This window comes from Priestia sp. JV24 (assembly GCF_025910025.1).
In the GTDB taxonomy this organism is placed as follows: domain Bacteria; phylum Bacillota; class Bacilli; order Bacillales; family Bacillaceae_H; genus Priestia; species Priestia megaterium.
Genome location: NZ_JAPCIN010000010.1, coordinates 15,422 through 34,561, shown reverse-complemented (window position 1 = coordinate 34,561; position 19,140 = coordinate 15,422). Strand labels below are relative to the sequence as shown.

Genomic DNA, 19,140 nt, shown 5'->3' with positions numbered 1-19,140 from the left:
ATCAAGGTTTTCACCACTTGTATCATTCTTTCTTTTTGATAAAGGGAAAAATAATTTGCAGGTGTTTATTTTTTTTGCACTTCAAACGCCAATATATTTTGCATAAGAATATATTAAGACATACCTAAATCAACAGCTAAGAAGCAGCTACCTACGTTTACCCTACAAACGAAAAAATCCGAACGAGTTTGATTCTCCATCAAGAATCAAACTCGTTCGGATCTTCCTTCAACTACAATACTTTTGTTCCAGCCTCTTTCTATTCGTTTATAAAGTTATCTCTTCGTCATTTGAATGGTTTTACAGGATTGCCTTTTAATCATTTTGTGAGGAACGCGCACTTGTTCTGCAACAGCATATGGCGTTTCAATCTGCTTAATCAAGCAGCGTACAGCCTGATAACCAAGTTCAAAAATATTAATATCAATAGATGTGAGAGCAGGTCTAGCCATTTCGGCGATCAGAACATTATTAAAACTGACAATCGAAATGTCTTCAGGAACCGAAATCCCCATTTCATCCAATGTATTTAAAACGCCTAATGCCATTAGATCGTCTGCTACTACCAAAGCCGTTGGACGTTCTTTTAGAGATAAAAGTTCGCAAACAGCTTCTTTTCCTCCCTTCTGTAGAAATTCTTCATGAATTACATACTCGTCCCGGTAAGGAATGTTTGCTTTTTGAATCGCTTTATCATAGCCTGTTAAACGGTCAATGGTAACGACTAATTCAAGACTTCCGCCAATGAAAGCAATACGTTCATGTCCAGATTCAATTAAATATTCCGTCGCTTCTTTTCCAGCTTTAAAATTATCATTATCAACAAACGTGATGCTTTCACTATGTTTAAACGGCTTTCCAATAACTACAAACGGCACGCTCTGTTCTTGCAAATAAGAAAGTACTTGATCATCAACTTTGGAGTACAGCAAAATTAATCCATCCACTCGTCTTCCCTGTACCATTTGAACAACTTCTGCAAAAATCTCTTCTTCCGTTTCTCCAGTGGACATATAAATCGCTCTTTTGTTTTCGTGAGCTCCGGTGCTGATTCCTCTTAGCACTTCGGGAAAGAATGGATTCTGAAACACCTTGTCTGCTGAGCTCGGCATCACTAGGCCGACTGCCTCTGTCGTTTGATTTGCTAGACTTCGCGCAATAATATTTGGGTGATAACCAAGTTCTTTCATAGCCGATCGCACGCGCTGTTTTGTTTTTTCACTAATTCTTGAGCTGTCTGCAATGACGCGAGATACCGTCGAAGGGGCTACATTTGCTAAATTTGCCACATCTTTTATTGTTACACCCATAATTCCACCTCTTAATTATGTTTTCTTCATTAATACTTATCCAATATAATTTGACAACTACGACGCGCTGTCCTTTTTACGAGATTGAGAAATTTTCTTTTCTTTTCTTCTTTTTGAAGATGCTTTGTACAAAAAGATGCCAAATCCCGTATAAACAGCAGCAACCGCTGCGATATATCCAATATTAAACCCTGACTTTTTCACTACTTTATATACATTTGTGGTCTCAGGCTCCAATGAAATGTTGTATAAATCGTCAACGGGTCGTATAATTCCTTCCGTTATTAACCCTCTTAGTTCATTTTCTTTTCCAACTTTTTCAAGCGGAACATTAATGGCCGACGTTTCCTTTGTATTATTAATCACAACAAACGTCGTTTCGTCCTTATACCTTCTCTTGTATACAGCCACACCTTTTTGCTCAGACACAAGGGTAAAGCTTCCTTTTCGAAGAGAAGGCGACTTTGCTCTAAGTTCAGACAGTTTTTTTAAATGATCTATAATATCGGGATTAGCTAAAAAATTCATCATGCCATAATTTTCTGCTCCCTTTCCCCCATTCAGCGCAATTTCCGTTCCATAAAAAACGATTGGTACACTCGGCGAAGTATAAAGATAGGAAAGCCCTTGCTTTGTTCGGGCTCCAGGATGATTTTCACTCTTTAATGCTTGTCCTGTAAAACGTGTGCTATGAACATCATCTAAAAAATTGGCTAAAGGCTGATTACTTTCTTTTCCCCACTTGTCATACAACATTTTTTGCGGAAGACTAGTACCGCTAAACGTAGCAGCAGTGGCTTCGGCTAGCGTTCTATCTACAAGCAAATCTACTCCTAATGAATCAGCCTGCTCATTTTTTTTTAATGGTTGCCCGTTTATTTCTCCTATTAATAGAAAAGAAGGATCCATGCTTTTTAGCGTCTTAGAAAAGGATGAAATAAATGCAGAAGGAGCTTGATCGATATCTTTAACGTAATATCCGTCAATATCTGCTTGTTTGCTCCACCAAGCAGCATTTTTAATAAGGTATTTCTGCACAGCGCTTTCTTTTAAATTAAGGTGAGGCAATGCTTTAATTACTTCGTTATCTGTACCGGATTCATTACTTATCCATGTTTGTTTTTCTTTATCTGCTACCCAGGGATGATTGTTACTGATTGTCAAAGGAAATTCAACCATAATTTTTATATTGCGCTCATGTGCTTTCTTCACAAGATTTTGTAAGTCTTTTAATGTTCCAAAATGATCGTCTATTTTATAATGGTCGGTCACCGCATATCCATGATAGCCTGTCTCATCATTTTCTATAAAAGGAGTTAATAAAACAGCGGTAAATCCCATCTCTTGAATATAGCCTAACTTTTGTGCTATTCCCTGTAAATCGCCTCCATAATAGGCATCTGAACGTTCATAGTTAACATTTCGATCATTCTGTTCACTTCCGTTATAAAAACGGTTGATCATCAATGAGTATATTACCTCATCACGTATATCTTTATGATCTTGCGCTGAGGCACTGCTTCCAAAAAGCAATAATAGTATAAGCAGCATACTTGTCCTTTTCCATTTCATCTATTCCCCTCCTATAGACGAACTGTTTCAAACTCACTTTTGTTTCCATTATAACGTTAACGCTTACATTATTGTTAAATAAGTTGATAAAAACAAAAAAAGTGATTAAAAGTTTTTACTTTTAATCACTTTTTTCCATCTATATACTGCTATACCGTCTCATTTACGTTCGAGATATGAGGTTTATCCGATACTTTACCAACTTTATTTAATCGATCAATCAATCCAACACCAAATTCAGGATGAAGGTTACCATCTTCTGTCGCTACGAAACTTTCACGAAATTCGTATGCGGATGAACCGTGTTCAGCAAAATCTAAACCAGCAATTTCTTCTTGGCTGAGACTTTTTTCTTATTTACATAATAGTTAACGTTTTCATATCTTTTCAAAAAAAAGTAACGCAAAGGAAAAGTAATTCCTTTGCGTTACCCCGTAGAAATAGATGTCATAATTTTCTTTTTCACTTGACTTGTGACAAAGTGCTTTTCTGTAAATACGTCATAATTTTCTTTTCGAATTTTATCAAGAATCGCTCGGTATAGATGCGCCGCTCCTGTAAGAGGCAAACGAGAAGCGACCGGATATTTATGAATCGACTGAAGTCCTTTTATATAATACATCTCCGCTTCTTTGGCCAGGTGCTCCCACATCTCTATAAATTCAGAAGTGACCCACCGGTTCTCTAATAGCATGCGCGTATATCCGTAAGAATTCATAAGATCTTTCGGTAAATAAATGCGCCCTCGCTCTAAGTCTTCCCCAACGTCTCTTAAAATGTTGGTCAGCTGCATCGCAATGCCTAATGCAATTGCTTCTTCTTCTAATTCTTTATGAGTAGTTGGAGCTAAAATCGGTAAAAGCATTAACCCTACCGTACTCGCTACATGATAAGAGTATGTTTTCACTTCATCAAGCGTATCGTATTCTTTTTTTACTAAATCCATTCTCTGGCCGGTAATCATATCATCAAACGCTTGAACATTCATCTCATATTGTTCAAATACATTGCGCAGAGCTACCCACATGGCGCTTTCGTTTAATAGTTCTCCATTTTTAAATCGGGCAAATTCTGATTCGAATTGCTGCAGCTCTATTTCAGGGTTGCATCCTTCATCTACAATATCATCGACTTGACGGCAAAATGCATATACTGCCCATACTGCCTTTCTTTGTTTTGACGGCAGCATGGAAAAAGCTTTGTAAAACGTTTTTGAGTTTTCTTTAATAATTTCTTCACACTGATTGTACGCTTTGTCTAACGAAATGTTCATCATATAGGACCCCTTTCTCTATTAAAGGATAAACCATCATTTCCTTATGGCTTACAAGATCTTAAGAAAGCTTTGCAACCGTTTGAACAGATGATTGTTCAATAAGATGATCAGCTAACATTTTTGCTCCTTGCATAACAATTGGCACGCCTCCGCCTGGATGAATAGATGCTCCGACCGCAAAAACATTTTTATATTCGTACGGCTGGTACTGGGGTCTGAATACGCCTGATTGAAATAGCTCAGGAGCAATACCAAAGCTTCCTCCTTCGTAAAGTCCAAATTCTTGAGCATCATTTGGCGTGCGTACTTTTACCCACTCTATTTTTTTACGAAGCTCATCAAACCCTTTTTCTTCTAAAGTTCGAATGATTCCATCAACAAAATCTTGCTGATTGCTCCAATCAATGTGGCCACCTGATGGAACCGGTATAAGTGCATATAGCACACTTTTCCCTTCAGGGGCTAACGATGGATCAATAACAGAGGGATTAAATGTATAAATAGCGGGATCTTCAGGAATCGTTTTATGCTTAAACACTGCTTCCATATGTTTAGCTAAATCATTGCCCATAAAGTATTGATGTACATTGTGATGATCATATTTTCTCTTCAAACCAAGATAAAGCAGTAAACAGCTGGACGAAGGCACATACTTCTTTTCTTTTTTTCGAGCAATTTTCGCCATATTAGGAAAGTCGCCATTTAAAACAACTTGATCAAATGAATAAAGTTTTTCGTCAACAATAACCCCTTCCGTTTTGTCTCCTGATATAGAAAGCTCTTGAACCGCTTTATTCAAATGAATGTTTACACCTTGCTCTATCAGCGCCTTTTCAAGAAGTGGCACAAGACTTGCGTATCCGCCTTTTACGTAATAGATGCCATGAGCATGCTCACTGTAAGGAACAAGGGAATAAATAGCTGGCGCCGAATAAGGATTTCCTCCAATATAGAGAGATTGCAGGGAATAGGCATCTACTAGACGTTCATCACGGAAATACGTTGAAACAAATTTTCTCATTGATTTATTTGCATCCATTTTTTTTAATGCCTTGATGTTTTGCCATGTCCAAAAATCTCGTTTATTTACAAATGTTTTTTCCAAAAATGCCTTACTTCCTAATTCAAATCGCTTTTTTAATTCAGTCATAAAACGCCGGTAGTTTTGCTGTTCGCCTGGGAACAAACGGCTAATTTCCTCTAACTGATCTTTTTCAATCGCTTTTTTTGTATAGGTCGTACCGTCTGGAAAATGAATATCATAAAGTGGATCACAGCGTATTAGTTCATATTGAGAAGCGGAAATGCCTGCTTCATCTAAAATACGTTCAAGCATTAAAGGCAGTAAGACAATCGTGGGACCTTCATCAATTTTATAACCGTCTTTTTCTACAAACGCCAACCGGCCGCCAAGCTTGTTTTCTTTTTCGAAAATATCAACAGAAAATCCTCGTTTGCTTAATAACAAAGCGGTAATCAAACCGCCTATGCCGCCTCCAACAATTGCTGTTCTCATAATGCACTCTCCATTTCCTTCATGGTTTTAAACGGCTCATTCAGTAATTGTCCGTCTCTTTTTAAGATGAGCTTTGTCGTAATGCGAGATGATTCCAGAATAGTTGGTAGACCGCTTCCTGGATGAGTTCCTCCTCCAACTAGCCAGCAGTTTTCTAATTCTTCAAATTTATTATGCGGACGCAGCACCATCATTTGAGTGAGCTGATGTCCAAGGTTAAATGTCGCTCCTTTATAGACCAGCACGTCTTCTTCCCACTGCTTTGGTGAAATGATTTTTTCAACTTCAATATGACTCTCTAAATCCTTGAAACCCGTTTTCTTTTCTACAATTTTTAATACTGCATCCCGAAAATCTTTTTGTTTTTCATCCCAGTTTACACCGCTGAAATTATTTGGAACCGGCGCTAAAATATAAAGAGCAGACTTTCCTTCCGGTGCTAAAGTTGGGTCTGTTACACCTGGGTTTTGGATGTAGATAGAAGGGTCCTCTGAAAGAGCTAGCGTTTTTGTGATCTCTTCTACATTTTTTTTATAATCTTCAGCGAACACAATCGTGTGATGAGGCAGGTCTTTGTACTGTTTGTCTATGCCTAGATAAATCATGAAAGTAGAACAAGAGTATTTTTTCTTTTCAAGTTTTTTAACTGCATATTTTTTAAGGGTACCTTCATCTATTAAATTCGTCATGGCATGAGCAAAATCTCCATTGATAATGACGTCGTCTGCCCCTATTCGCTCTCCATTTTCTAGAATAATTCCTTTTACTCTCTTATTTTCAATCCATAGTTTTTGGACCCCTTGGTTTAAGTGGATGTGCCCTTGATGTTCTTCCACTACTTTTGCCATTGCTTGAGATAGTTGGTTTACTCCTCCTATTGGATGGAAGATACCGTAAGCGTGTTCCATAAACGATAAAATAGAAAAGGCTCCTGGACATTCCCAAGGGGACATTCCCAAGTACTTCGATTGAAAAGTAAAAGCTAATTTCAATTTCTCATCAGTGAAATACTTGCCAAGTACATCATAGAGCGTTTTACCTAAGGATAAATGCGGCAGTGCTCGAATTGCTTCAGGCTTTAAATAGTGATGAAAACGATCCATCTCGCCCTGCAATAAAGGCAGCAAAGCCGCCATCTTTGCTTCGGTGTCTTTCATAAAGCGCTCATAGCCTTCTCCGTTTCCTGGGTATAAACGTTCGATTTCTTCTTTCATCTTTTTATGGTTATCCGTCATCTGAATCTGCGCATCATCGAAAATAAGCTCATACATGGAATTTAGACGTTTTAAGTCCATATAATCATGCGCATTGCGATTAGCAGCTTGAAATAATTCTTCAAAAATCTGTGGCATGCTCAAAAATGTAGGACCCATATCAAACGTATAACCCGACATTTTAATCGCTGAATTTCGCCCGCCCACGTATCCTTGCTTTTCATATACATCTACTTTATAGCCATGACTTGCTAACAGCATCGCTGCCGCTAGTCCTCCTGGACCTGCTCCAATCACGATTACGTTTTTTTGCATACATACACTCCTAACCCTATACAATAGTTATACAAACATTATACAAATCTTTATTATTAAACACAACGATAAACTGCTTGTCTTTATTCGAATCATAAAATTACCAATAACTAAACCATTAAAATATGACGTTTGTACCATTTTTCCAGGGTTTCAGTACACTTTCCCTTTATTTGGTGCTTTCAAGCTTTTATTTTATATCTATGTAAAGTTATACAAAAATAGACTGCGGTCTTCTTCTCTAGTTAAACGTACAAAAAAGAGAAACAGATGACTTTATTCCATAAAAAAAACCCTCTGTACTGAGAGGGTCCTGTCATTCCACAATTTGAATATTATTGTGATTAAACCAGACGTGAATTTGAGCTAGATGAGCTAGTAGCTGAGGTCCTGTCATTAATTGACCAAACCACGGTGCTTTAAATCCTTCTCCGCCTGTATCAATAATATGCTTTAACTGTTGTTTATCAAAAAATTCATGAAGAGGTGACTGTTTATCTTGTAAAAGAGATTGAAGCCATACAGTTACAGCTTTTGTATAAGCTGGGTTATGCGTTTTAGGATAAGGGCTTTTCTTGCGATAAAGAACGTCATGAGGCAAAATTCCTTCAAGCGCTTTTCGTAAAATCCCCTTCTCTTTATTGCCCGTCATTTTCATCTCCCACGGAATATTCCATGCATATTCCACAAGGCGATGATCTGCAAAAGGTACGCGTACTTCTAAGCTCGCACCCATGCTCATACGATCTTTACGATCTAATAAAGTTGTCATAAACCAAATCTGATTTAAATAAAACAGCTTTCTCCGCTGCGCATCTTCTAACGATTCACCTTCTAATTCAGGCACTTCCTTTAATGTTTCTTCATATCTTGCACGCACATAATCTTCTAACTGTAATTTCTTTCTCCATGAACTTTGCAGCAAATCAATTCGAGCGTCTAATGAACGCATCCATGGGAAGGTATCCGAAGACAAATCATGTTTTCGGTGAAACCACGGATATCCTCCAAAAATTTCATCCGCACATTCTCCTGATAAGCTCACAACAAAATCTTGTTTGATTTCACGGCAAAACCAAAGCAGCGATGAATCTACATCAGCCATTCCAGGAAGGTCTCTCACCTCTACAGCCTCTGTTAAATGCTGCACAAGGTCCTCCGTTGAAATAATGCAGCGGTGATGATTTGTTTGAAACGTATCCGACATGAGCTTGATATAAGTTCCATCAGAATTTGGCTGAAACTCATTTACTTTAAAAAATTTATCATTATCTTCATAATCGATAGAATACGTATGAAGAGAGCCCTTGCCGCTTTCTTTGAACGCATTTGCAGCAATTGCTGTAATGGCACTTGAATCTACTCCACCTGATAAAAATGTACAAACCGGGACATCCGACACTAGCTGTCTTACAATCGCGTCTTGCACTAAAAATTTAACTTTTTCTGTAGTTTCACCTAAATCATCTGTATGCTGCTCACTTTTCACGTTCCAGTATCGCCAAATTTTCAACCCGTTACGAGTAAGCGTGAGCGCGTGAGCCGGGCGTAATTCATTTATTTCTTTAAATACGCCGTGGCCGGGAGAACGAGAAGGTCCTAAGCCAAACACTTCTGCTAATCCATCTAATCCTACTTCCGCTTTCACCTCAGGGTGAGCTAATATCGCTTTTAATTCCGATGCAAATTGAATTCCACCTTCATAAGATCGATAGAATAAGGGCTTCACTCCCATTCTGTCGCGTGCTATAAATAACTTTTCATTGGCTTCATCCCAGATTGAAAAAGCAAAGATACCGTTAAAATGATCTACGCATGATTCTTTCCATTCTATATAAGATGTTAAAAGTACTTCCGTATCTGAATGTCCCTGAAATTGATAACCTCTTTTTAGTAATTCTTTCCGAATATCTTCCGTGTTGTAAAGCTCTCCATTATAGCAAAGCGTATAGAGCTGTTCATTTTTTTCTCTTGTCATGGGCTGTCTTCCGCCTTGAGGATCTACTACAACTAAGCGTTTGTGCCCAAAAGCAACATGCTGCTGTGTCCATACGTTGGTGTCATCAGGACCTCTTTTCGATAAAGTGTCAGCCATTTTTGTTATTGTTGCTGTTTCATTTAAAAGCGATCGCTTTAAGTCGACCCAACCCGTTATACCACACATCGTTTATCATCCTTTCTTTCACGCTCTTGTTTATGAATGAAATAATGCCATTGTATGCACGCAATAGTTACAGTTGAATTGTCCTTATATTTTATTTTCACTTTCGAGTTATAAAGAGAGCTTTTTTAGGCAATAAAAAAATATGGATAAATTTCACACGGAGGTTTGATTATGAATCATTATTCTAAACAACAAGCTCTGAACAATCAGCCGCGTTCCTTCGTGATTGGTACGGTTGAATGTGTTGATTCACAGTGGATTTTCTTTGAAGATGAAAGTGACGAAGCTTCCATGCTCCATGAAGTAATGGATGATACCTTAGAACTTCTTATTGATACACGCTGGGAAAAAGCCATTATGGTTGATGACCGTCAAATAAAGCTTCACGATGGAACGTATTTATTGCGAAATGGGGATAAGCTAAGACTGACTAAAAAGCTACCTTATGCATACGAACAGCTTCTTCAATCACTACCGAAAGAGACCTTTTTATCATTCACTCAGCACTTAAATTCATTAAAATTCTCTCTTTATGATTGTATTTACTGTCACAACACATTATGTTTTTTACCGACAGACGGTGATACAAAAGGTGCTAATTTTATCATTTATGACAATGAGGAAAAAATTTGTGCCGTTCAGCATTTATTCGAACGAGGCACGCATCACCTAGATCGATTTGAATATACCGTTAATGATGGAGAACGTTCAATGAATCTTTTTTTAGATTAAAGCAAAAGAAAAAAGCTATCTTATCCAAGATAGCTTTTTTCTTATCCTAGTACGACATATCCGTAATAGAATACTAAGATAAGCGCAATTACAAGTACTCCCCAAGCAACGCCTGTACGCTTTCTTTTTTCAGTACGAACAAGTACCATTTCCATTCCCACAAGCACTAACACTCCGGCAATTCCTTTAATGAGCGCTGCGCCTTGAAAATGGTACCAAGCCGCTAACATATGCAGACCTGATACTAATACTAATAAGTATAGGAGTCTCGCCACCATATGTAGGATTTTTTGACCTTTAGCTTTACCTGCTCGATGTAAAATCAACGAAACCACAAACGAGATAATTAATAATGTCCAAAGCGTTACATGAATATGTAGTGGAGCCATTCATCTCACGTCCTTTCTGAAAATATCATATCATGAAAACCTTTCCTTCACCAATAATATAAGGAAGGAAAAGGATTTTTAGCGGCTGCGTCCATAAGTAGCATACCGAATGAGTTTTTCAAGGGGTCCATCTGAAAATAGGCTCATCCATATCCGGCTTCCCAGCAGTTGAATAAAAATGATAATCCCCGCAATAGCCAAGCCTTCTACAATTGAAATATGTCCGTAGTATCCTAACCCATATGAGTAAAAAAGAAATGTGCATACAATGGACTGGACAATATAATTAGTTAAAATCATTCTCCCCAAAAGGGCAAATGGCTGCATGACTTTTTGAATAGATACACTTCGCATAGCTAATGTGACCAACGTTACAATAAAAATTGCTCCTGCCGTTCCTCCGATTGTATCGTGAATATACGATGTCGCTACATTGTGATCTAAAACATACGGCAATACAGATGATGCTGCATACACGATGAATGAAATAAGACAAAGCCACTTTGTCTCCACTATATATTCTTCTATTTCTTCGAACCACTCGCTTTTTGCCATAAAACCGCCTAATAAAAACAGTGGAAATAGCGATAAAAACAGAAAAGGAACCGTATTTAAATTATACGCGTAGTACCAATCAAGCAAGCGCTGATGAAAGATTGACACAAGACTTCCGTGTCCATATGCTTGAAGCGCCTGGTCAATAATAGGCTGGTGAATTCCCGCTGCTGTCTCTCCTTCGTTAACAAAAGCCGCTGCTGTTAAAATAACAATCATAATCACAGCATAAATGCTCAATATTCCGATTCCCCACGATAATAACACTTCTTTCTTTGCTTCTTGAAAAAATAGCATCATCAAAGCGAAGAAGCTGTACATCACAATCATATCACCGTACCAAATAAATAAAGCATGAATAGCACCAACAAGAAGCAAAGCCGTGATTCTTCGTACATAAAAAGGAGTAAAGCTTACTTGCCTTTCGTATGTACGTTGGAACATTTTCATAAAACCAAATCCAAACAAAATAGCGAGCAGCGCGTAGCCTGTCTGCCCTACAACTACATCAACCAATCCATTAGCAACATAATTCATTCTTGAACCGTCCAACAAATTATGGTCGTAATAGGAAGCAGGTGAATAAAAATTCGGCATGTTCATGAGCAAAATACCAATAAGCGCGATTCCTTTTAATACATCTGCTGCCTCAATGCGCTGTTCTTTATCAGCTGCGTTCATTTTGAAACGTTTCATTCTTTCACACCTTACATTATTTCATTATTGCTTTCACATTATATCGAACGCAAAAGTTTTTCTTCAATGTTTACTATTTCCATTCCTCTCTTTAATGTTTTGCTTACTCTCGGCATATAGATAAAGAAAAAGCATTAATCACCTTTTTGTCTAGGCTTCATATGCTGTTACTAGACTAAATTAAAAGGGTGTTTGCCTATGCCTGCCATTGTTGGTGTTGTTAATCTTAACAGTGTTGGTTCAGCCAGCGTCTTTCATATTGGAGATGTTTATACAATAGCCCCTATTTCCACTGCTAAAACATTTGCTGGCGCAGGTTCGTTTAATACAGGTGACGGATTATATGTTGTGAATCAGCAGAGCTCAACCAATACGTCAGACAATGACGTAAATGATCAAAATGTCGCTGGAAATCTATAATAGAAATGAAGCTCATACAGGAGGATGCTTATGAACTTTTATGTGAATCAAAGTATCTGTATTCAAAGTATGAAAATCAGTGCTGTAAGTAACTCTTCGGTACTTCAAATTGGAAGCGTCGGTGTCATTAAACCCAACTCAAATCTCTTTAATACAGGAGGGTTTACAGGCGCTGCACCTACTGAAACAAAAAAAGGCATTCTTGGATCTGTTTCCCCTTCTACCTTTACTCCCGGAACCGGCGCGGGCACTGCCCCAGCTCCTTTCTCACAGTCGTTAACTCCCCCAGTTCGAGACAACGACTGACATGTTACAACCTTCATCGCCATATGTATATATATAACTATTTTCTTTATCAGAAGATAAGGGAATCGAGGTGATTGAAGGTGGATAACATGGACTATATTCAGCAAGTATATCAGTATGTTCAGCAAATGTCTTCGTATATTCAGCAGCAAGAAGGACGCATTGCTCAGCTTGAAAAAAACGTACAAGAACTTCAGAAAAAAATAAAAGAGTTAGGTGAACAGCCACCTATTAAAATTGATAAAATTGAATATAAATTTGAACAGTTAAAAATTGATTCATTAGATGGAACATTAAATATTGGATTAAACCCTCTTACGCCTGATAATTTAGAAGATATCATTATCAATGAGAAACCAGAAGTAACGTTTTCGCAAGGAGCTCAGCCACAAGGGCAGCCGCCTCAAGGTGAGCAGCCGGGACAACCCGGAGGTCCTGGACCACAAAATCCTAGCTTAAAACCATTGGACCGCCAGCTAGAAAAACAGTGGGTCTCTGATATCCACGAAACGATTTTAGCTGAGCTTAATCAATATGGATTTTCTATAGTTCAACATGTGCTTGATGAGCGCTCGATGATGATTGATGAATCGTACTACGAGTTTATTTTAGAAGATATTAAAAAGCAGCTGCAGCAGCGGATTACTTTTTATATACAGCAAGTTCAGCCGGAAGAAATGGAACGAAATTTTGAACAAATTAAACCTCAAATTATCGGTAAACTTTATGAAGATATGAAAAAAGGAATTGATGCATTTTTAACGTATTTACCTGAATCTTTAAAGAAAGGTGGACCCCCTTCATGAACTTTAACGTTGTAAACCGCGAATTGCTTGTTGGAGACGTTAGTATTACAGGCGTATCTTCTTCTTCTCTTTTTTTAATTGGTGATGCCAATTACATCTCTCTATCCTCAACATTTGATACGCCGGCTGAATCTTTGATTATCGGCCCTTACGTTCCACTATCGTTATCATAAAGGAGCTTACCTATGCTTTCACGCACATCTTCTGTTAATTATATAGAAATTAATTCCTTGTCGGCGAGCTCCTTTTGCCAAATTGGAGATTCAACAGAAATTCATCTACTTAATAAAGCTTTAGCTGATCGGAGACAGTATCCGTTTTTCTACGGTCGAGAAGGAAACTTTGATGATTACGCTATCTTTAATGAGCCTATTCCTCATGGCGATTACGAACCTATTCCCGTTCAAACATGGAATGAAATACCTTTGATCCGCGTTAACAGAATTGATATAAAAGGGTGCTCATTCTCGTCAGTTATTCATATTGGATCAACGTGTAATGTTTATGCAGAAGCCCGCATTAAGCATATTCGCGAACTGATCAACGATGAACCTTCAAAGGAAACTGAAACAGGAACATCAAGCAGTACTTCTTCACAAGCTAGCGGCAGTGAGCGAACCTTTTAACAAGCTGCTCATATACTAAACTGATATCAAGAAAAAAGGGTGTGAACCTCATGCCAGCAATAATCGGACCCGTTAGTATCACGAGCGTCGGAGGCGGTGTCGTAACGTTTGGAGATACGTTCTACGTCTCTCCAAAAAGTTCCGCTAAAACAGCCTCAGGCTCTGGTTCCTTAAATACAGGTAACTTTGTTAATACCAATAACGGCATTTCAGGAACAAATACGTTAGATCCAGATTTATTCGATCAAAATATAGCAGCAAACGCTTAAAAAAACCCCTTATCTTTGCTACTAAAGCAGATAAGGGGTTTTTTATTCACTTGGATTTTCGGCTGTTTGATTTCTTTGTTTTAGGTAATTTAGAAGAAGGCTGTTTACGAATCCATTTAATAAAAGAGCTAATTTTAGAATCAGCTTGTAATAAAGAAATCGTATTAAGACGAATGGCTAATTCATCATTTGTATATAATGCATGAATTTGTTTATGACACGGAATACATAAGTTTGCCGTTGGTTCAAACGCTCCGCCCATTTCCTTTGGCGTTAAATGATGTACGGTCGTCAAGACATCCTGCCTTCCGCATAATTCGCATGTTCCTATCCGCCTGTCTTTTTTCTTCATATAGATTTCCTTCCCTATAAAGTTTCTACTCTTACACTAGTTCCTTTGCCAGAAGGCTCGGATGGCTCAACAATCAAACGTTTTGGCAGACGAGCGCGAAGTTCTTGAACGTGACTGATGACTCCAATTGATAAATTATTTGATTGAAGCTTTTCAAGCGCTGTAACAACCGTATCAAGAAGCTCTCCATCAAGTGTTCCAAATCCTTCATCTAAAAAGAAAAACTGCAGTGGATATTCTCCTCTTAGCTGAATTTGTGCAGATAATGAAAGGGCTAAAGCCAGCGAAGTTAAAAACGTCTCTCCACCAGATAAAGTTGAAACCGGACGTTTTACGCCTCCATTGGCATCATCTCTCATAATAAAGCCGCCTTGGGAATCAACTTCAATGGCATAGCGCTGACGTGTTAATATACTCAGACGCTCTGAAGCATCTCGGCTAACGGACATCAGCTGTTCTTCAGCAATATATTCCACGAAAGCATTTCCTTTAAATACTGTTTGAAGCTTTTGATACTGTTCAAATAACGCTTGTTTTTCTTCACGGTCTTGTTCAAGCACTAAAAATCGCTCATGTCGTTCTTTAACGCTTTTTAACGTTTGCTCAGCTGCTCCCTTGAGCTGAACGGCTTCTTTCACAGCCGCTTTTATATCATGAAGCAGCTGCTGAGTTTCTTCAAATTGCTGCTCTTCTATGGACTGGTGATTCAGCTGGATATTTAACTTTTCAATTGATGACTTCATCTGTTTTATGTTGTCCCAATAAGCCTGAACAGTTTCATCCAACAATTTCATCTCATCATGTGATAACAAAGCTTGCTGAACTTCTTTTCCTTCGCTGAATAAAGAATTCCCTATAGCTTCTTCCCATTTTTCAGCTGCTTTTTTATACTGCATATAAGCTGTTTCTAGAGATTCGCTCGCTGCTTTTTCATCCATTTGCAGCGTTTGATACGCTTTTTGAACAGTCTGCCAATGTTGATATGCCTGCTGTTCATTCGTCTCTAACTCCGCAAGTAAAAGAAGTGTTTTTTGCAACGCCTGTTCAATATCTTCTTGATCTGTAAGCGTACGCAAGCGTTCAATTTGCGAGTGAACAAGAGATTGTTTATGAGACAGCATTGCTTTTAATTCTGTAAATTCTTTTTCGCCCGCATATTTCTCTTCTTTTAGACGTTCGATTTTCTTTTGCTGATTTTCAAAAAATACGCTGCTTTTTTCAATTCGAGCCTTTATTGTCTGCTCTTCTTTTTCTCTTTCAGTCAGCCTTTCATTAATTTTTTCCATCTCTTTAAATACAAAGGAAGGATAGTCTTGTTGAAAAGCTTCTTTTCCTGCTTGTAGCACCTGTTTTTGCTGATTTACTTTTCCTTCTAATTCAGCTTGTTCTTTTTGATAATGAGCAAGCTCTAATTCAATCTTTTCAAGACTTTGCTGGACCTTTTGTATCTGCCCGAGAATTGCTTGCTGTTTTTCACTTACCTGCAAATAATCCTGCTCAAGAGATTTGATTTCAACTTCTATTTTCTTAGCATAATGCCCAAAGGCATCTGTATCCATTTCTCCTAAAGCAGGAACTTCGCCAGCTTCGTTCATAAACTCAGCTAACTCAGGTATTTTTTCAACAAGAGGTTTAGCTAGCTGTTCAAGCTGCATTTTGAGCGACGAATAGCTAAATCGCTGTTCACGCAATTGATTAACTTGATCTTCGAACTGATCCGCTGATTCAGTTGTGATGTCATCTTCTTGTTGGTGTAATACGGGGTTAGGGTGATTCTCAGAGCCACAAACTGGACAAGGCTCACCTTGGGTCAGCTGCTCAGCTAATTGATGAGCCAGACGGCGTGACCATTCTTTTTCTTTGCGTCTTTTTAGATCGCTCATTAAACGATCTGCTTGTTGAAAAAGCTGCTGAAACTCTTTTTCACGCTCACATACGGTGTGATACAAGCCTTGAATATCTGCAAATAACCCTTTACTTTGTTCTATTGTTTGCTGATATCTCTCTTGGTGTGTTTGTTTTTGTGTGTGCAAATGCTTAAGCTGTTCGGCTTTTTCTTTATACGTTTTTTGACCTTCATCTAGATTTTTTTTATCGTTATTCCATACTTGATAACGATAAAATGCTTGCTGAACAGCCTGCCGATAATCAGGTTGAATTTCCACTTTTGTTAATGCTTCTTTTAACTCTTTTTGAAGAGTCAAGCCTTGCTGATACCGCTTATCTGCTTCCATTAATTCATCATTTTTCGCTTGAAGTGCCTGCTGCTTTTGCTGAAGAGAAACTTCCGCTTCTTTTATTTCTTGCTGTCCTTCTTTAATTTGTTTTTGAAGATCAGAAGCTTGTTGAAGCTGTTCTTTTTGAACAACTAATTTGGGCTGCTGTTCATTTTTTTGTAAGCGAGCCTGCTCATATAAATTATTTGATCGCTTATATTCCTCACTTTTTTGAACAATTTGTGCTTTTAATTTTTCTACTTTATCTTCGTAAAGCTTCTGCTGCTTTTCAGCTTGTTCAAATGTTTCTAAATAGGGAAAAAGACGTTCTGCCTGCTGAGCTTTCGTCACCACATCTTGCTTTTGTCTAATCTCCTCTTCCTGCTTAGAAGCATGTACTAGTTTTTCTTCTATCAGTGCTTTTTCCTGCTGCGCTTTCCAGAGAGACGCCTGCTGATCGTATCTTTCCTGCAAATCAGACGCTTCTTTTTCTCGTTTTTCCAAAAGTATAATGCTATCACTTACAAGCTGCTCCGCTTCCGTTACTTTCTCTGTTGAAGCCTCACCTAATCCCGTTTGTTCTGCCGTGATTTTATCTAGGTCTGTCTTTAGCTGCTGAACTTGATAGCGTATTTTCTTACTAAGCTGATCTCCGTACTGCTCGAGATTAAAAAGACGCTGAAGCATTTGACGACGCTCCGTTCCTTTTAACGATAAAAACTCCGCAAATTTTCCTTGCGGTAATACAACAGCTCTTGTAAAATCATCAATTGTTAAACCAAGAAGCTCCTGTACCTGCTGGTTTACATCATTTGTTTTATCTGCTAATACGTACGTTTCATCTTCGATTTCAATCAATCGACTTGAAGCTGATTTTACACGAAGCTCATCAGTCCGTTTAAAGCTTCGTTCAACAGTATAGCGTTTTTTATGACTAGCGTTTTCCAGCTCGAACGTAAACGATACTTTCAGTTCATTTTCCCCGTGATTTAAAATTCCTTGTGTATTATTGGCTGCACGCTCTACTTTTCCATATAAAGCTAGTGTAATGGCATCCAAAATGGAGGATTTCCCGCTTCCTGTAGGACCAAATATTCCAAACACACCGCCTGAACACAGCGCTTCAAAATCGACAGTTTGTTTTTCTCTAAAACTGTGAAGCCCCGAAACGGTCAAGTTAATAGGTTTCATTTTTCATCCTCCTTTTCCGATACTTCCTCATCGTTAATCAAGGTTAAAAACAGTTTGACTAATTCAGTGTCAGGTGCCCCTCCGCCGGTTTGCCTGCTGTAGAACTTTGTAAACAGTTCTTCGATCGGCACTTCGCGCTGTGAACTTGTTTCAAGCGCTAGTTCTTCTGCTTTGAATACCGGACGGATATGAATAAAGCCTGGATGAAGCTTGCGAAGGCGATGGATTTCTTCTAGTGAAAGTGCATCTTCTACGTGAACTTCTAAATCAACCCATGCCTGCGTATCTTTTTGCTCATCAAGCCACGTATATACTTCTGACAATCCGTTTTTCGCTTTCCAACGTGTCAAAGGCTTTCCGCTGGATAATGGAATTTCAGTCATCTCAATCTCTTTTCCTGGCTTAGCATCTAAAATGGTAATGGACTTTGCATAGCCTGACTCTGAAAAACTATAGGCAAGAGGTGAACCGGAATATCTTGCAAAGGTGCTGGCGCGATTGATCATTTGCGGGCGATGCAAATGTCCTAATGCTACATATTGAGCATTAGCAGGTAAACTAGTTGCCGCCACCGTATAAGCTCCTCCTACTTCAATTGGACGTTCTGAGTCTGTTGAACTTCCGCCTGCTACGTAAATATGACTCATGGCAATATTAACGCTATCTGTGGTGAACTGCTCACTCATTTTGTCGAAAATACCTTTTACTCTGGCATCATATGAGTTTCGAAGAGCCAGCTCATCATTTTCTTCTGCTAACAGTTCCTTTAACCTTGATTCAGATGGGTAAGGAAGAGCCGCAACCTTTAACATTTCATCTGATGTAGGAATGTAAATGCTCTCTACATCGGTAGTAGGCAAACCAAGAAGCGTAATATTTTGATGAACAGCTAATGGAGAAGCCGCCGACAGCCGATCTGGGTTATCATGATTACCTGCAATAACAATAATCGGACGTTTTCCATTGTTGCTCAACCTAGACATACTTTCGTAAAAAAGCTGCTCTGCCGCTGCTGGAGGGTTAACCGTATCAAAGGCATCTCCCGCCATAAGAATAGCATCTATCTTTTCTTCTTCCACAATGTCTGCCAGTTCATCTAAAAACTGTGCTTGCTCAGCCAGGCGGCTTCGACCTTCTAACGTTCGCCCCAAATGCCAATCCGCTGTATGTAATAAACGCATGTCACTCTCTCCTTATTGGTGAAAAAGAAGAAGA

At 38.5% G+C, this 19,140-nt stretch carries 18 protein-coding genes; 7 read left to right on the top strand and 11 right to left on the bottom strand.

Translation table 11 applies throughout. The annotated features are described in order from the left end of the window. Nucleotides 1-275 precede the first annotated feature (275 nt). The 6 genes from OK414_RS03065 to asnB form a co-directional block, all read right to left on the bottom strand. Nucleotides 276-1,310, bottom strand: coding sequence for a LacI family DNA-binding transcriptional regulator (locus tag OK414_RS03065; RefSeq protein ID WP_013055369.1), 1,035 nt, complete (start codon nucleotides 1,308-1,310; stop codon nucleotides 276-278). 57 nt (nucleotides 1,311-1,367) lie between these two features. Next, nucleotides 1,368-2,882 carry an alpha-amylase family glycosyl hydrolase gene (locus OK414_RS03060; RefSeq protein WP_263045741.1) on the bottom strand — a complete coding sequence of 505 codons (1,515 nt, stop codon included), beginning with the start codon at nucleotides 2,880-2,882 and terminating at the stop codon, nucleotides 1,368-1,370. A 427-nt stretch (nucleotides 2,883-3,309) separates the two neighbouring features. Then, nucleotides 3,310-4,158 carry a phytoene/squalene synthase family protein gene (locus OK414_RS03055; RefSeq protein ID WP_034654429.1) on the bottom strand — a complete coding sequence of 283 codons (849 nt, stop codon included), beginning with the start codon at nucleotides 4,156-4,158 and terminating at the stop codon, nucleotides 3,310-3,312. 58 nt (nucleotides 4,159-4,216) lie between these two features. Continuing rightward, the gene (locus OK414_RS03050; protein WP_034654431.1) at nucleotides 4,217-5,674 is read right to left on the bottom strand and encodes a phytoene desaturase family protein; all 1,458 of its coding nucleotides are present in this window, start codon (nucleotides 5,672-5,674) and stop codon (nucleotides 4,217-4,219) included. Continuing rightward, on the bottom strand, nucleotides 5,671-7,203 hold the full coding sequence (locus OK414_RS03045) for a phytoene desaturase family protein (RefSeq protein ID WP_263045742.1): 1,533 nt from the start codon (nucleotides 7,201-7,203) through the stop codon (nucleotides 5,671-5,673). The genes OK414_RS03050 and OK414_RS03045 overlap by 4 nt, the downstream gene beginning before the upstream one ends. Nucleotides 7,204-7,519: 316 nt before the next feature. Further along, nucleotides 7,520-9,367, bottom strand: a complete 1,848-nt coding sequence (gene asnB / locus OK414_RS03040) for an asparagine synthase (glutamine-hydrolyzing) (protein WP_205662283.1) — start codon at nucleotides 9,365-9,367, stop codon at nucleotides 7,520-7,522. A gap of 171 nt (nucleotides 9,368-9,538) precedes the next feature. Here asnB and OK414_RS03035 point away from each other — a divergent pair, with 171 nt between their 5' ends. Then, nucleotides 9,539-10,099: a DUF2777 domain-containing protein gene (locus OK414_RS03035; RefSeq protein ID WP_013055361.1), complete on the top strand. Its 561-nt coding sequence runs from the start codon at nucleotides 9,539-9,541 to the stop codon at nucleotides 10,097-10,099. 41 nt (nucleotides 10,100-10,140) lie between these two features. On the opposite strand, the gene OK414_RS03030 is transcribed toward OK414_RS03035, so the two are convergent. Then, nucleotides 10,141-10,488, bottom strand: a complete 348-nt coding sequence (locus OK414_RS03030) for a DUF1516 family protein (RefSeq protein WP_013081713.1) — start codon at nucleotides 10,486-10,488, stop codon at nucleotides 10,141-10,143. 78 nt (nucleotides 10,489-10,566) lie between these two features. Further along, nucleotides 10,567-11,739 carry a DUF418 domain-containing protein gene (locus OK414_RS03025; protein ID WP_263045743.1) on the bottom strand — a complete coding sequence of 391 codons (1,173 nt, stop codon included), beginning with the start codon at nucleotides 11,737-11,739 and terminating at the stop codon, nucleotides 10,567-10,569. A gap of 198 nt (nucleotides 11,740-11,937) precedes the next feature. On the opposite strand from OK414_RS03025, the gene OK414_RS03020 reads away from it, so the two are divergent. From OK414_RS03020 to OK414_RS02995, 6 genes are all read left to right on the top strand, one after another. Next, nucleotides 11,938-12,159, top strand: a complete 222-nt coding sequence (locus tag OK414_RS03020) for a spore germination protein (protein ID WP_013055358.1) — start codon at nucleotides 11,938-11,940, stop codon at nucleotides 12,157-12,159. 30 nt (nucleotides 12,160-12,189) lie between these two features. After that, the gene (locus tag OK414_RS03015; protein ID WP_016763006.1) at nucleotides 12,190-12,465 is read left to right on the top strand and encodes a spore germination protein GerPB; all 276 of its coding nucleotides are present in this window, start codon (nucleotides 12,190-12,192) and stop codon (nucleotides 12,463-12,465) included. An 89-nt stretch (nucleotides 12,466-12,554) separates the two neighbouring features. Then, a complete protein-coding gene (gene gerPC, locus OK414_RS03010) occupies nucleotides 12,555-13,271 on the top strand; it encodes a spore germination protein GerPC (RefSeq protein WP_128821271.1) in 717 nt (238 codons plus the stop codon). Continuing rightward, nucleotides 13,268-13,444 carry a hypothetical protein gene (locus OK414_RS03005; RefSeq protein WP_013055355.1) on the top strand — a complete coding sequence of 59 codons (177 nt, stop codon included), beginning with the start codon at nucleotides 13,268-13,270 and terminating at the stop codon, nucleotides 13,442-13,444. Before gerPC ends, OK414_RS03005 begins: the two co-directional genes overlap by 4 nt. Before the next feature lie 12 nt (nucleotides 13,445-13,456). Further along, on the top strand, nucleotides 13,457-13,897 hold the full coding sequence (locus OK414_RS03000; RefSeq protein WP_047931028.1) for a spore germination protein GerPE: 441 nt from the start codon (nucleotides 13,457-13,459) through the stop codon (nucleotides 13,895-13,897). Between the two features lie 50 nt (nucleotides 13,898-13,947). Further along, nucleotides 13,948-14,166, top strand: a complete 219-nt coding sequence (locus OK414_RS02995) for a spore germination protein (RefSeq protein ID WP_016763004.1) — start codon at nucleotides 13,948-13,950, stop codon at nucleotides 14,164-14,166. A 46-nt stretch (nucleotides 14,167-14,212) separates the two neighbouring features. Here the strand turns inward: OK414_RS02995 and OK414_RS02990 are convergent, their stop codons facing one another. From OK414_RS02990 to OK414_RS02980, 3 genes are read right to left on the bottom strand one after another with little or no spacing between them, the layout of a single operon-like run. Next, on the bottom strand, nucleotides 14,213-14,518 hold the full coding sequence (locus OK414_RS02990; RefSeq protein WP_013081707.1) for an HNH endonuclease: 306 nt from the start codon (nucleotides 14,516-14,518) through the stop codon (nucleotides 14,213-14,215). Nucleotides 14,519-14,532: 14 nt separating this feature from the next. Continuing rightward, on the bottom strand, nucleotides 14,533-17,925 hold the full coding sequence (locus OK414_RS02985) for an SbcC/MukB-like Walker B domain-containing protein (protein WP_263045744.1): 3,393 nt from the start codon (nucleotides 17,923-17,925) through the stop codon (nucleotides 14,533-14,535). Beyond that, nucleotides 17,922-19,106, bottom strand: coding sequence for an exonuclease SbcCD subunit D (locus OK414_RS02980; RefSeq protein ID WP_263045745.1), 1,185 nt, complete (start codon nucleotides 19,104-19,106; stop codon nucleotides 17,922-17,924). The genes OK414_RS02985 and OK414_RS02980 overlap by 4 nt, the downstream gene beginning before the upstream one ends. Nucleotides 19,107-19,140: the final 34 nt, after the last annotated feature.